Source organism: Paraburkholderia sp. J8-2 (assembly GCF_905220195.1).
In the GTDB taxonomy this organism is placed as follows: domain Bacteria; phylum Pseudomonadota; class Gammaproteobacteria; order Burkholderiales; family Burkholderiaceae; genus Paraburkholderia.
Genome location: NZ_CAJMZA010000007.1, coordinates 201687 through 215848, shown reverse-complemented (window position 1 = coordinate 215848; position 14162 = coordinate 201687). Strand labels below are relative to the sequence as shown.

11 protein-coding genes and 1 tRNA gene are annotated in these 14162 nt (G+C 60.1%); 11 read left to right on the top strand and 1 reads right to left on the bottom strand.

Features of this window, described 5'->3' with window-relative positions:
• Nucleotides 1-5: 5 nt before the first annotated feature.
• From selA to U5A52_RS18425, 5 genes are all read left to right on the top strand, one after another.
• Entirely contained in the window at nucleotides 6-1472 is a 1467-nt protein-coding gene (gene selA / locus U5A52_RS18445; protein WP_321935732.1) for an L-seryl-tRNA(Sec) selenium transferase, read from the top strand.
• Nucleotides 1469-3397 (top strand): selenocysteine-specific translation elongation factor, encoded by a 1929-nt coding sequence (gene selB, locus U5A52_RS18440; protein WP_321935731.1) that lies wholly within the window; start codon nucleotides 1469-1471, stop codon nucleotides 3395-3397. Before selA ends, selB begins: the two co-directional genes overlap by 4 nt.
• 54 nt (nucleotides 3398-3451) lie before the next feature.
• Nucleotides 3452-3547, top strand: a tRNA-Sec gene (locus U5A52_RS18435).
• 749 nt (nucleotides 3548-4296) lie between these two features.
• Nucleotides 4297-6300: a SpoIIE family protein phosphatase gene (locus tag U5A52_RS18430; RefSeq protein WP_321910580.1), complete on the top strand. Its 2004-nt coding sequence runs from the start codon at nucleotides 4297-4299 to the stop codon at nucleotides 6298-6300.
• Between the two features lie 2 nt (nucleotides 6301-6302).
• Nucleotides 6303-6725, top strand: coding sequence for an ATP-binding protein (locus tag U5A52_RS18425; RefSeq protein WP_321935730.1), 423 nt, complete (start codon nucleotides 6303-6305; stop codon nucleotides 6723-6725).
• A 63-nt stretch (nucleotides 6726-6788) separates the two neighbouring features.
• Here U5A52_RS18425 and U5A52_RS18420 read toward each other — a convergent pair whose 3' ends face one another.
• Nucleotides 6789-7133, bottom strand: a complete 345-nt coding sequence (locus U5A52_RS18420; RefSeq protein WP_321910584.1) for an STAS domain-containing protein — start codon at nucleotides 7131-7133, stop codon at nucleotides 6789-6791.
• 1066 nt (nucleotides 7134-8199) lie between these two features.
• Between U5A52_RS18420 and tssB the strand changes: the two genes are divergently transcribed.
• The 6 genes from tssB to tssG all read left to right on the top strand — a co-directional run bounded on the left by tssB (nucleotide 8200) and on the right by tssG (nucleotide 14107).
• On the top strand, nucleotides 8200-8694 hold the full coding sequence (tssB, locus tag U5A52_RS18415) for a type VI secretion system contractile sheath small subunit (RefSeq protein ID WP_321910586.1): 495 nt from the start codon (nucleotides 8200-8202) through the stop codon (nucleotides 8692-8694).
• Nucleotides 8695-8731: 37 nt separating this feature from the next.
• Entirely contained in the window at nucleotides 8732-10219 is a 1488-nt protein-coding gene (tssC, locus tag U5A52_RS18410; protein WP_321910588.1) for a type VI secretion system contractile sheath large subunit, read from the top strand.
• A 240-nt stretch (nucleotides 10220-10459) separates the two neighbouring features.
• Nucleotides 10460-10948 carry an Hcp family type VI secretion system effector gene (locus tag U5A52_RS18405; protein ID WP_321910590.1) on the top strand — a complete coding sequence of 163 codons (489 nt, stop codon included), beginning with the start codon at nucleotides 10460-10462 and terminating at the stop codon, nucleotides 10946-10948.
• Between the two features lie 23 nt (nucleotides 10949-10971).
• Nucleotides 10972-11385: a type VI secretion system baseplate subunit TssE gene (gene tssE, locus U5A52_RS18400; protein ID WP_321910591.1), complete on the top strand. Its 414-nt coding sequence runs from the start codon at nucleotides 10972-10974 to the stop codon at nucleotides 11383-11385.
• A gap of 50 nt (nucleotides 11386-11435) precedes the next feature.
• Entirely contained in the window at nucleotides 11436-13160 is a 1725-nt protein-coding gene (gene tssF, locus U5A52_RS18395; RefSeq protein ID WP_321935729.1) for a type VI secretion system baseplate subunit TssF, read from the top strand.
• The gene (gene tssG, locus U5A52_RS18390) at nucleotides 13124-14107 is read left to right on the top strand and encodes a type VI secretion system baseplate subunit TssG (protein ID WP_321935728.1); all 984 of its coding nucleotides are present in this window, start codon (nucleotides 13124-13126) and stop codon (nucleotides 14105-14107) included. Before tssF ends, tssG begins: the two co-directional genes overlap by 37 nt.
• The last annotated feature ends 55 nt before the right edge of the window (nucleotides 14108-14162 follow it).

The window sequence follows — 14162 nt, the reverse complement described above, 5'->3', positions numbered from 1 at the left end:
ACACCATGAGTGAAACCGTGGGACAAGCAGCGGAGCACGATGCACGCACCCTCAATGCGCTGCTCGCAACCATGCCGGCGGTCGAGCGGGTGATCGCCTCGGAGCAGGCGCAGCCGCTGATCGCACAATATGGACGCACCCAGGTGCTGGACGCGATACGCGCCACGCAGGACGCCTGGCGTCTTGACGCGCGAGCCGGCGTATTGACGAATGAAGACAAGGATACCGAACCATTTTCGCTAGAGCGCATCATCGCGGCCACCTCGCGACGGTTAACCGAACGCACGCAAAGCCGCCTGCGGCCGGTCTTCAATCTTACGGGCACGGTGCTCCACACGAATCTCGGCCGCGCACTGCTCCCCGACGAAGCTGTAAAGGCCGTCGTGCAGGCGCTCACGCAACCCGCGAACCTGGAATTCGATCTCGCGAGCGGCAAGCGCGGCGACCGCGACGATCTGATCGACTCGCTCATCTGCGAACTGACGGGGGCCGAGGCCGCGACCGTCGTCAACAACAACGCGGCGGCGGTGCTGCTGCTGTTGAGCGCACTGGCCAATCGCAAGGAGGTCGTTGTTTCGCGCGGCGAACTGGTCGAGATTGGCGGGGCGTTTCGCATTCCTGACATCATGAGCCGGGCGGGCGCACGGCTGCGCGAGATTGGCACGACGAACCGGACACATCTGAAGGACTATGAAGCAGCGATCAACGCGCGCACGGCGCTGCTGATGAAGGTGCATTGCAGTAACTATGCGATCAGCGGCTTTACGAAGAGCGTCGAACTCGATGAACTCGCGCCGCTGGCGCGGCAGCATGGCTTGCCGATAGCGGTCGACCTGGGCAGCGGGACGCTCGTCGATCTCGCACAGTGGGGCTTGCCCGCCGAGCCCACCGTGCGCGCGACCGTGGAAGCGGGCGCGGACCTCGTGACCTTTAGCGGCGACAAACTGCTGGGCGGCCCTCAGGCGGGGCTGATCGTCGGACGCAAAGAACTTATTGCGAAGATCAAGAAGCATCCGCTCAAGCGCGCGTTGCGGGTGGGCAAGCTCACGCTCGCCGCGCTCGAACCGGTTTTGAGGCTCTATCAGGCGCCTGAATTCTTGCAGGAGCGGCTGACTACGCTGCGCCTGCTCACACGTCCCGCCGCGCAAATGCAGGAGGCTGCGCAGCGCGCGCTGCCCGCGCTGCAGCGTGCGGTTGGCGACGCGTATGCCGCGAGCGTCGAGCCGATGTTCAGCCAGATCGGCAGTGGCGCGTTGCCCGTGGACGTGCTGCCGAGCAGCGGGCTCGTCGTGCGCCATGCGGGCAAGGGCGGCAGTGGCCGCGCGCTGCTCAAGCTCGAACGCGCCTTGCGCGAACTGCCTCGGCCCGTGATCGGCCGCATTGCCGACGACGCCCTGCATCTGGACCTGCGCTGCCTCGAACCGGCGGACGAAGCGGCGTTCGTTGCGCAACTCGCGGAGCTGCGCCTGTGATCGTCGGTACGGCGGGGCACATCGACCACGGCAAGACCACGCTGGTCCGCGCCTTGACCGGCGTCGACACCGACCGCCTGAAAGAAGAGAAGGCGCGCGGCATTTCGATCGAGCTAGGTTACGCGTACCTGCCGCTCGCCAATGGCGATGTGCTTGGCTTCATCGACGTGCCTGGCCACGAAAAGCTCGTGCATACGATGGCGGCGGGTGCATGCGGCATCGACTTCGCCTTGCTCGTGATTGCCGCCGACGACGGCGTGATGCCGCAAACGCGCGAGCATCTCGCCATTCTGCAACTGCTGGGTGTGCAGCAAGGCGCCATTGCGTTGACCAAGGTAGATCGCGTGGAGGCGGCGCGGCTCGACGCCGTGCGTGCAGAAATCGCTGCATGGCTCGCTAACACGATGCTTGCGGGCGCACCGGTCTTCGAGACGAACGCAACGCAGGCGCATGACGAAGGCGTCGCGCGCCTCGACGCCTGGCTGCGCGAGCGCGCGAGTACGTGGCGCGCGCGACGAGACGATGGCCTTTTTCGCCTGGCGGTGGATCGCGTCTTTACGCTGGCGGGCCAAGGGACGGTGGTGACGGGCACGGTATTCGCCGGGTGCGTACGAGCCGGCGACACGCTCATGCTTGCACCCGCCGGCACGCCCGCGCGCGTACGTGGCCTGCACGCGCAGAATCGTGCGGTCCACGCTGGCGACGCGGGTCACGCCGGCCAGCGTTGCGCACTCAATCTCGCGGGCATCGACAAAGAACAGATCACGCGCGGCGACTGGATCGTCGATGCGCGTCTCGCTGAGCCCGCCATGCGGCTCGACGTCGAACTGCGCTTGCTCGACGACGCAGACGTGACGTTGCAGCACTGGTCGCCGCTTCATGTGCACCTGGGCACGACGCATCGTGTTGCAAACGTCGCGCTGCTCGAAGGCGAAACGCTCGCACCGGGTGCAGTCGCCCGCGTGCAACTCGTTTTCGACGCACCGTTGCACGCGTTGCCGGGAGATCGGTTTATTGTTCGCAACGCGCAGGCAAACCACACCATAGGTGGCGGCCGCGTGCTCGATCCATTCGGCCCGTCGCGCCGGCGCAGAACGGCAGAACGACGCGCATGGCTCGACGCGTTGCGCATGTGGCTCGACGAAGCGAACCTCGCGCCGCTAATCGAAGAAGCGCCGCGCGGCATTGCGCGCGCGACGTTGGTACGGTTGACCGGCTACGACGATGCCGCGCTGGCATTGCCCGCCGATGCGATTTCAATCGCACCGCAAGGGCGCGACGACGAAGGCGCGGTGATCGCGCGTGCGCACTGGGTGAAGCTCGCCGAGCGCATTGATGAAGCACTCGGCGAGTTTCATGCGCGCTCGCCCGACGAACAGGGGCCGGACGCGGCGCGTTTGCGGCGCATGGCGGCGCCGCTAGTGAGCGATGCGGTGTGGCGCGCCGCGATCGAAGCGCTCGAACGCGAGGGGCGCGTGGCGCGCAGTGGCCCGTGGCTGCATTTGCCTTCGCATGCGGTGACGCTCGACGCCGACGACGAAGCGCTCGCGGCACGCCTCATGCCTTTGCTTGCGCAAGGGCGTTTCGATCCGCCGTGGGTGCGGGACCTCGCGCGCGAGACGGGTCAGCCGGAGGAGAAGGTGCGTGCGTTGCTGCGCAAGCTCGCACGCTTTGGTGTGGTGTATCAGGTCGTGCGCGATCTCTTTTACGATCGGGACGTGGTGCAGACGCTCGCTCGCGCCGTGGCGCAGATTGCGGCGGAGCAGGGCGGCGCCGTCAACGCTGCGGCGTTTCGCGACGCCACGGCGTTGGGCCGCAAACGGGCGATCCAGATTCTGGAGTACTTCGACCGCGTTGGATATACTCGCTTTCAGCGCGACACGCATCTGTTACGGCACGATAGCCGGATGCGAGAGTGGTTGTAGGCACATCGATGTGTGCTTTCGATTGCAGTCGCGGTTGCTGTTGGTTTCGACGAAGGAAGGCATTCGTATCCGGTGGTACGGCCGGGCTTCAAACCCGGTTGGGGGCGTCAGCCGCTCCCGGGTCGGTTCGACTCCGGCTGCCTTCCGCCAGTTCACGCTGTGGGTCCTAAAGCTGCTCCCCCCATTCACGGTGATACCTGAGGGGCGGCTATGGTCGAATTGTGAGCGTAGCTCGCACGTTAGGTTCCAGTGTCCTGTAGTCGTTCCAACAGCAGGATTCTCGTTCGCTCAAGACAGATCGTGGCCACATTGAGGCGGCCGTTCGCAAAATCCACCAAACGTCTTCAGGAAGTCACCGTGGGCAGGGCGGCTATGCCACGGCCGAAAGCTCTTTTTCGGCAAACGCCGCTATCAATGCAAGAATACTTATTGCAATAGCTCCGTTATATGTCGATTTACGGGAAACCTGGACCCTGCGCGCTCCGGAGTGGGACCTTTGGGAGGGGTTTGCAGCGCAGAGAGCTTTACGTCGGGATGAGCAATTCGCGCACGCTATTGGCGGCCACTTGAAACAGTTGCCACCGCAGAACCAGCATTAACTTAAACCAGCCAGCCTCCATGATTCCCGGGGCGGTTCAGTTGCGCTGGCGCAGGCGTAATGCCGCCGAGGCGGCAAGACGAATTCTTTAGGGCCGACTTCTGAGACGCACGGTAAAGACTATATAGAGGCGGTCTGATACCGTCGTTTTTTTCCGTGCAGTGAAAGTTCACACGATTTCGCGCTTCACGACGCGAAACGAACCTATATAGAAGCCTGCGAGAATCACGGAGTCAGCGAAGGTGAGGTCGGATGGAAACGGTTTATCGGATGCGTGGTACGTGAGCGAGTAGCAGGACATATGGTCGACCTTACAGCTGTGCTATTCAAGCGCTACAACCGTGTTATGTGGGGCACGTTTGTCGGCGTTCTCCTCGTTGCTTGTGCACTCGTCTATTTTCGGTTCAAGCTGATACTTGGCGCGGAAACGGCAAGCTTGGTGCAAAGCGTGCAGGAGCAAGCCGTCGTGCTCGATGCGATAGTCAAAAGCAACGCTGACGCAGTCAACGAGATGCGTATTCACGCGCAGAGTTGGTATCGTCTGCATCCGGAGGGGGCGCGGCCTTCCCAGTTGCGGCGGGCGCTTCAGCCTTGCCCCGACTCGGGCCGCGTGTGCCTCGACCGTTTGCCGCCACCCTGGACGACAGCAGATGCCGGAAACCTTACCGGCCTGATAGATTCGCCTGCGCCGCCGCTCGACAAGGAGCTCGAAATGGCGTTGAGTCTGAATGACGTATTCAAGGCGATCAAGGCGAACCTGGCGGGTGTGACGTGGGCCTACTACTCATCCAGGCGCCGCTTCAGCAACGCGTATCCGTGGGCCTCGTCAAAAGAATTCTTTTACACCGATACGGCGGCACAGCGTGAGTTTCTGGACAGCGTCGAACGCGCTCCCGATCCCAAGCGAGCCGTGGTGTGGTCGCCCGCGTACCTGGACCAGGCGGGGCGGGGGGTGATGATCACCGCTTCGGCCGGCGTCTATGGGGACGGCGCCTTTCTCGGCGCAGTCTCGATAGATGTCACGCTGAATTGGCTCAATCAATTCCTGCGGAATTGGCGCAGCCCGTTCGGGACACTGTTCATCATCAACGACCGCGGGCAACTGATCGCGCATCCAACGCTGGTCCATGATGGCGCGCTCGGGGTCGAGTCAGCGGCCGTGGCCTTTCCACGTTCTCTGGCGCAAGACATGAACGCGACGCTGGAAGCGTCGACCGGACGCCTGGTGCTGCTGCACGGTTATTACGTCGAGACCGTAGCCATCCAGAACTCGCCGTTTCGACTTGTCTTGCTTGCGCCGCAGTGGGCCCTTGTCAGTACGGCGCTGCAAACCGGTTTGCCGAGCATGTTCCTGCTGTTGATCAGCTTGGCCATCATGCTGGTTACTGCAAGCCGGTTTGCGTATCGCGACGTGATCGTTCCCGCGCAAAAGCTCGTGCGCTACATTCAGGATGAACAACGCGGCTCGGTGAAGTCGATTCCGGATATTCCCCGGCCTTGGCGCCCTTGGTTTCTCACCATTCAACATGTCTTCAACGCTCATACGCAACTCGTGTCGATCCAGCAGGAACTGGATGTTGCGCGGCGTATGCAGCAATCCATTGTCCCTACGCGCTTTCCGTCGCGCCCCGATCTGCAGATGTTCGCGCGCATGATTCCGGCAAAAGAGGTGGGCGGCGACTTTTACGATTATTTTTGGCTCTCCGACAACAAGATCGGTATGGTCATCGCGGATGTATCAGGCAAGGGTGTGCCCGCAGCGCTTTTCATGGCAGTGGCGAGAACGCTGCTGCGCGCGATCGCGCCCGGTGCTAGCGGCCCTGCAGCTTGTCTTGCCCTCGCTAACGACCTTTTGAGCCAGGATAATGAAGCGACGATGTTCGTGACGTTGTTTTACGGCATTCTGGATATCCGCACGGGTGAACTCGAATATGCGAATGCGGGCCATAATTCGCCATATGTGATCACAGCCGACGGCAAGGTATCAGCGGTTCAACGAACGTCAGGTATGGCGCTCGGTGTAATGGATGGTATTGTTTACGAGCAGGGGCGCATGCGGCTGGAGCCCGACTCCACGCTGCTACTCTATACCGACGGTATTACAGAGGCGTTCAATCCGGTCAACGAGCAATACGGCGAGGCACGCCTCGCGTCTTGTCTTACCGGAGGGGAGGAATTGACTGTGGAGGCGTTGCTGAGCCAATTGGTCAATGACGTTGTCGCGTTCGCGATCGACGCGCCTCAGTCTGACGATATTACCTGTTTCGCGGTGCGCTTTGGGGCGATGTCGCTCGTTATGGAGTAGCAGTGAAGCACACATTCGACGCGACTCTCGCCCCTGCCGATCCAGACATCAACGGATTGCTCGATAAACTGCAGCAATTTTTTGCGGACCATGGCCTGCACAGTTCACTAGTGCAGTGCTTTGCGCTTACATTTGACGAACTGATTAGCAATATTGTCATGTACGGTGCTGCGCGCGAGCCCATCCAGGTTCATCTAAGCATCACTGACAGTGAGGTCAGTGCGTGGATAATCGATGACGGTGTGCCGTTCGACCCGTTAAGTTTGCCTGATCCGGACGTGACGAGCGGCGTCGAAGAACGACCTGTCGGCGGCGTTGGCATTTATATCGCCCGGAAAATGATGGACAGGATGACTTATGAGCGCGACGAGCTGCGTAACCGAATCAGCCTTTCAAAGCGCATAGATACGCCGACGCCCGAATGAGGCGAGCAATATTGTCGAGCTCGCTCTCACTTCTGGTCTGGTTGCGGCGAGATTAGCCTTAGCTCAAGCGGTCTGGTTGAAGCGTGAGAGCGCCTGCTCGCGCGTTTCCGCCACATCGAGAATATTGAAGAATCCGCTGATTTCAAAAACTTCCCGTATCGGGTCGCTGATGCCACAAAGTGCCATCTGGCCGGCCGACTGTTTGAGCCGTTTCGCGGTCACAAGTACGACCCGCAGCCCGGCGCTGGAAATATAGTCCAACTCCCCAAGATCAATCACCAACTGGTTTGTGCCCCGGTTGATGTGCTGCAGGATTTGCGCCTCCGTTTGCTCCGCATTCGTGCTGTTTAGCTTCCCCTGCAAACAGGCTACGAGGACGGTGCCGATCATTTCGAATTGGTTGGCCATTTTAGTCTCAGGTATTGCATTTTAAGATTGAACAGATCAATTTCGACTGCTACACGTCTGAAGCACGCGCTCAGACGGTGGTGTTAAAGTCAGTTTCGCTATTGAATCGTCAGGATTTCTGACAATTATTTACGCTAAAGCGAACGATAGGGCTGAAATCGTTTTCTCTACTGTGGTCGCGCAAGCTCTCCTTCCAGAAAGAAAAGAAGGCGCGGTGCTTATCGGTCGAGAAGCGCACCCGCGAGCGGTTGGCTGCGGGGAGCGAGGCGACATCAACGTGGCTATGCGCAATAGCCCTCGACGATGGTTGCGATGGCCGGTTGGCGGCCCGGGTAGCGTATTGGTCCATTATTTTGACTCCGCCCGTGCGTAACGTGACGCCGCAGGTTGGCCGATTGTATCCGATGCGGGAGCGACTGCAACGCCCACGAAAGTCCGTACGGCGTTTGTAAGCAACGATGGCTTTCCGGGGCGAGTCCTGGCTTGGCCATTTGAGGCGTGATCGCTGAAAAACTGAGACGCACGGTCAAGTGAATTTTTCGGGCCGGTGCTACGATTTTCGCCGATCACGTCCTGCTTATCGGACAGGTTGTGAAAGGCTGGAGGCAGGCGTCAACGCCAGAGGAGAAGCCATCGAAAGTGGCGGCAAACGAACCTCAACGCTTGAAATCAGCCTCAATGCGACAACCGAAGAAAGCTGAACTCGAGTTGAGATTGTGTTGCTCGAGAAATGATGTGCCAGTACGTTCAGGTGGCATGGTGCGCTTGCGCCGGGTCGAATTTTGGCGGTCTTTCAGGAGGGTATTTGTGGCACCCGCTGGACGATTTTTCCCTGGATGCCTTGTAAGGACTGTGCGCTGCCCCGCAGAAGGGGGCAATGGCTTCGTTCGGAAGACCGCTGGGAAGCTATCCGACCTTGACGCCCACACACATACAGCCCTCGAACGGGAGATGAGTGACTCCACTAGCGAGCGCTGGCGGTAGCAGATTTGTCGCGGAACGTATCAAAAAGATCATAAAAAAGCTTGGGTTTTCAACTTTCGTTGTTTTTGAATTGGGAGTAAGCATGGCATCCGACGGTTCAGTCGCTCCTAAGGAGCGAGTCAATATTGTGTATCGTCCGGCCACCGGCGATGCAAAAGCGGAAGTCGAGTTGCCGCTGAAATTGCTCGTGCTCGGCGACTTCACGTTGCGCGATGACGACACGCCGCTCGAAGAGATGAAGCCGACCAGCGTGGACAAGGACAACTTCAACGAAGTGCTCAAGGGGCAAAAGCTTTCGCTCGATCTCGTGGTGCCGAACCGACTGGAGGCGAACGCCGAGGGGCGCGAACAACTCGCAACGAGTCTGAAGTTCGACTCCATTGACGACTTTTCTCCCGATGCGATCGTCGAGAAGGTGCCGGAATTGCGCCAGATGATCGCTTTGCGCGATGCGCTCAAGGCACTGAAGGGGCCGCTCGGCAACATTCCGGATTTCCGAAAGCGCGTTCAGGAACTGATCGAAGATCAAGGCGTGCGCGCTCGCTTGATGAGCGAACTCGGCATCGAAGACAAGTGACTTTCGTATTTATCGGTGGACGCAGCGGGGACCGCACATGAGTGATTTGGAAAAAGGACCGGGAAGCGCGGTCACGACGGAATCGGAATCAACCGTTTCGCTGCTCGATCAACTGATCGAGTCGGCACGGATCAAGCCAGGCGACGAAGCCTATTCGATTACGCGCCAGGGCATCCAGGCCTTTATTTCGCAACTGCTGGAGCCGAACCTCGCGGTCGAGCGCATCACGCAGGCGACCGTCGACAGCATGATCGCGGACCTCGATCAAAAGCTGTGCGCGCAAGTTGACGCGATTTTGCACCACGCCGACTTTCAGAAGATGGAATCGGCATGGCGTTCGCTGAAGTTCCTGGTGGACCGCACGAACTTTCGCGAGAACGTCAAGATTCAGGTGCTGAGCGTCAGCAAGGGCAAACTGCTCGAAGACTTCGAAGACGCAGCGGACATCACCAAGTCGGGTCTCTACAAGAATCTCTACACCGCTGAATACGGGCAGTTCGGCGGCCAGCCGTTCGGCGCCATCGTGGCGAACTACGAGTTCGGGCCGGGCACGCAGGACGTGAAGTTGCTGCAGTATGCGGCAAATGTCTCTGCCATGAGCCACGCGCCCTTTATCGCAGCAGCGGGGCCGCAATTCTTCGGTGTCGACAGCTATGATCAGCTGCCGAATCTGAAGGATCTTTCATCGATTTTCGAAGGCCCACAGTTCGTCAAGTGGAATGCGTTCCGTGAATCGGAAGATGCCCGCTACGTCGGCCTCACCTTGCCGCACTTTTTGCTGCGCGTGCCCTATGGAGCGGATACGGTACCGGCCAAGAAGTTCAATTACAAGGAAGACGTTTCGGGCGGTAACAGCCAGTTCCTGTGGGGTAACGCGGCCTTTGCGTTCGCTTCGCGCCTGACGGCGAGTTTCGCCGATTACCGCTGGTGCGCAAACGTGATCGGACCTCAAGGCGGTGGCACGGTGGGCGACCTCCCCGTGTACACGTATGAATCGATGGGCGAGTTGCAGAACAAGATTCCGACGGAAGTGCTGATTTCCGAGCGTCGTGAGTTCGAACTGGCGGAGCAGGGTTTTATCGCGCTTACGATGCGTAAGAATAGCGACAATGCGGCATTCTTCTCTGCCAACTCGGCGCAAAAGCCGAAGTTTTTCGGCAATACCAAGGAAGGCAAGGAAGCCGAACTCAATTACAAGCTCAGCACCCAACTGCCCTACATGTTCGTTGTGAGCCGTCTTGCGCACTACATCAAGGTGATCCAGCGCGAGAACATTGGCACGTGGAAAGAGCGCGTCGATCTCGAAGGCGAGCTCAACATGTGGATTCGCCAGTATGTTGCGGATATGGACAATCCCGCGGAGGGAGTGCGCAGCCGCCGTCCGCTGCGTCAGGCGGAGATCGTCGTGGCCGATGTTGAAGGCGATCCGGGCTGGTATCGCGTGGATATGAAAGTGCGTCCTCATTTCAAATACATGGGCGCATCGTTCACGTTGTCCCTGGTGGGCAAGCTGGAAAAAAAGTAGGCGGAAAATTGCCGTGAAACAGGCCATGTTTCATCGATAACGCAACCTGGAAAGACAGCGACAGTCCGGTCGTCGCGTCTTGCAACAGGTGAAACATGAGCCACACGAACAGCAGTTGAGCAAAACCACGGCGGTCGGCTGGCCGCCGTGGCGAAATGGAAGTCAGTGCGAGACGTCGAACGCGACTCGCAGTTCAATTCCGTACCACTAATTATTTACTGCCGTAAAACGGGGATTACTATGCCAATGCCGTGCTATCTCACTCTCGAAGGCCAGAACCAGGGCAAGATCGAGGGCTCGACCAAGGTTCAGGGCCACGAAGGAAAGATTCTCCTCCAGGCCGTCGACCACTCCATCGAAATTCCGAAGAGTCCGCAAACGGGGCTGCCGACCGGCAAGCGTGTTCATCTGCCGATGACGCTGACCAAGGAAATCGACAAGTCCTCGCCCAAGCTGTTTCAGGCGCTGACGTCGGGCGAACAGATGAAGAACGTCACGCTGGAGTTCTATCGCATTTCGCCGAAGGGTACGGAGGAGAAGTACTACACCGTGAAACTGTCGAATGCGATCCTGACCAATATGCGGTCGTGGACGCCGAACTGCCTGTCGCCGGAAAACAAGCAACTGGGTCACATGGAAGATATCTCGTTCACGTACGAGAAGATCACCTGGACGTTCGATCCGGACGGCATCGAAGCCGAAGATTCCTGGCTCGCGCCGAAGTCCTGAACCCAACCAGAGCTGGAGCGACGGTGAGAGAGCAGCGGCTGTTGGAGCGAATCGCGAGGTGGGGCCCGGATCAAGAGCGTACCAACGAAACGAAGGTTGACGCGCTCATTGACTCGGTGATGAGCCACCTCAGCCGTCTGCTCAATACCCGGCAAGGCAGCGTGCCGATCGACCCGCTATTCGGTGTGCCCGACTTCACCAACCTTGCCGGGACGACTTCGATGGGCTCGACGCGCGAGATCGAAGAAGAGATTCGCCGCATGATCGTGCGCTACGAACCCCGTATCAAGTCGCCGCGCGTGACGCTCAATCGCGAGGAAACGGATGTGCTGTCGATCCGTTTCGCTCTCGAGGGCACGCTCGAAGTCGCGGATCGGGAGATTCCGCTGCGTTTGTCGACTACCGTTGGCGCCAACGGCCGCGTCAGTGTCGGCTGATTTCATCCCGTTTGCACTCTGTCTTTTCGATCCAGCTGAAGCAGTCACGCATGTTCAATCGATACTACCAGGATGAGCTGAACAAGCTGAAGGGGCTGGCAGCTGAGTTCGCACGCGCGAATCCGGGCATCGCTCCGATGCTGTCGGGCAGCTCCGCGGACCCCGATGTCGAGCGCCTGCTGGAAGGGGTTGCTTTTCTCACGGGTCTCACGCGCCAGAAGCTGGACGACCAGTTTCCCGAGTTCATCCAGGAACTCACGAATCTGCTGTTTCCGCACTATCTGCGGCCAGTGCCGGCGTCGACCCTGATCGGGTTTTCGGCCAAAGGCCGACGCTCGGGGGCCGCGCGGGTTGCGGCTGGCAGCGAGCTCGCGTCCGTGCCAGTGGACGGCACGTCGTGCCGCTTTCGCACCACCCGCGATCTCGATGTCGAGCCGTTGCAGATCGCCGAAGTGAATCTGTTGAGCCACGCCGGCGCGGCGCCGGTGCTGATGATCGACTTCGAAATGGACGACGGTCTCAGCATCGCGCAGTGGAACGGCGACTCCATCCGTCTGTTCCTGAACGGCGGCTATGTCGCGGCGTCCCGCTTGCTGCTGCTGTTGATGCGCCACGTCACTGATGTGCGTATATCGAGCCATGGAGGCGAGCGGATCTCGGTAGGCGCAAAGAGCTTGCGCGCGAGCGGATTCGACACCGAACTGCTCGCCTGGCCGAGTCACGCGATGAGCGGCTACCGCACGATCCAGGAATTCTTCACGCAGCCCGAGAAATGTCTTTTCGTCGATATCGTCGGGCTCAAAAACTGGTCGGCAAATGCGAAAGGCACGAGCTTCAGCATCGTCATGACGCTCGATGCGCTGCATGGCTGGATGCCGGAGATCAACGCCGAAAGCTTTCTGCTCAACGTGGTTCCGGCAATCAACCTGTTCTCGCACGCCGCAGACCCGATCACGCACGATCATCGCGTCGCGGAATATCGGGTGAATCCGGAAGGGCGGGACCGTCGCCACTTTCAGATCTATTCGGTCGATCAGGTGCTCGGGTATCAGCAGGGCAACGCGCGGGAGCGCGTCTATCAGCCCTTCAGCATGTTCCGCCACGACGGACGCGGCACGCAACTCAGTTATCGAACGACGCAGAAAAGCTCCAACGTCGAGCGGGGCAGCGACGTGTATCTGTCGTTGAACTATCCGCCGTCCGAAACGCCGTTGCCCGAGACGCTGTCGATCCGCGTTACCTGTACGAACCGCTCACTGCCGGAGGGTCTGAAAGCGGGCGACATCAACGTCGCGACCAGCACGTCGCCCGATCGGATGAGTTTCGCCAATATTCGCGCGATCACGCCAGCGCAGGATCCGCCGGCGGGCGAAGAACTGTTGTGGTGCCTGCTTTCGCACGTGTCGCTGAATCTGGCGTCGCTGGCGAACGCCGATAGTTTGCGCAAGCTGCTCGGACTTTATGTATTTGCCGGAACGCAAGGCCAGGAATTGGCGAATCGCCGTCGCATCGAAGGTATCGTCGATGTGGCTGCGACTGCAGAAACGCGTCTCGTGGGCCGTGGCGGCACCCGGCGCGGCCAGCTGATCCGCATTCGTTGCCGGGAGGACCATTACGCCGGGATTGGTGATCTGTATCTCTTTGGCTGCGTGCTCGAACGATTTCTCGGCGACCACGCCGGCATCAATTCGTATACACGCGTCGAGCTCGAAGACACGCTTTCAGGGACCGTATTCAAATGGCCACCGAGACTCGGACAACAAGCGATGCTGTGAAGGCGCTGCTTCTCACCAATGGTGAAAAGTACTCCTACTTTCAGGCGATCCGGCTGCTGCGGTTGTACGACCGTCACACGGGGCTTCGTCAGGAGAACCTGCGCATCCGGCCGCGGCTCGCGCTCGGCTTTCCCGAGAACGACATCGATCGCATCGAGCCGACGGCGGAAGACGGGTATCGCATTACGGCGAACTTCTTCGGCCTGTACGGCGTGGCCTCGCCGCTGCCGACCTATTACACCGAAGATCTGCTCGAAGAGGCGCGCGAGGGTCGTCACGTTACGCGTGAGTTCCTCGACATCGTGCATTACGCGATGTACCCGCTGCTCTTCGACGCGTGGGCGAAGTATCGGGTCGAGCAGCGCGTTGTCGAGGATCGTCACGAGGCGTCGCTCAATCAGTTGTATGCGTTCGTTGGCCTGCACGATCCAGACCTGCGCGCCGATCTGCTGCCGGGGAGCGCGGAACTGCTGCGCTACGCGGGCCTGTTCAACCAGCGGCCGCGCTCGGCGCTTGGGCTGAAAACGCTGCTTGCCGATGCGTTCGCGCCCGCCCGCGTCGAGGTCGTGTGCGGCGTGATGCGCCCAGTGCCGATTCCCGACGACCAGCGTTGGCGGCTTGGGGAGGGGCAGAGCTGCCTCGGCGAGGACGCGTGGCTCGGCTCCGAGGTCGACGACTACGAAAGCACGATCAGGGTCGAGTTCAGCGATCTGCCGCAAGCGCTATTTCAACAGATGCTGCCCGGCGGAACCGCGCATGCGCGGCTTGGCTTTTTCACGCGCCACTACCTGACGGATCCGCTCGATGTGGAAGTGGACCTTCAGCTGCGTCGCGACGAAGTGGCCGCTGCGCGCACGGGGCGTGGCCCGTGGTCGCGGCTCGGCTTCGACACCTGGCTCAATCCAGGCGAGGCGGAGCTTGCGACCCGCGTGCAGTACTGCCTTTAAACCGGGCTTCAGACAGGATTCCATTCCCTTTGCTGGCTATTGCTCGAAAGACTAA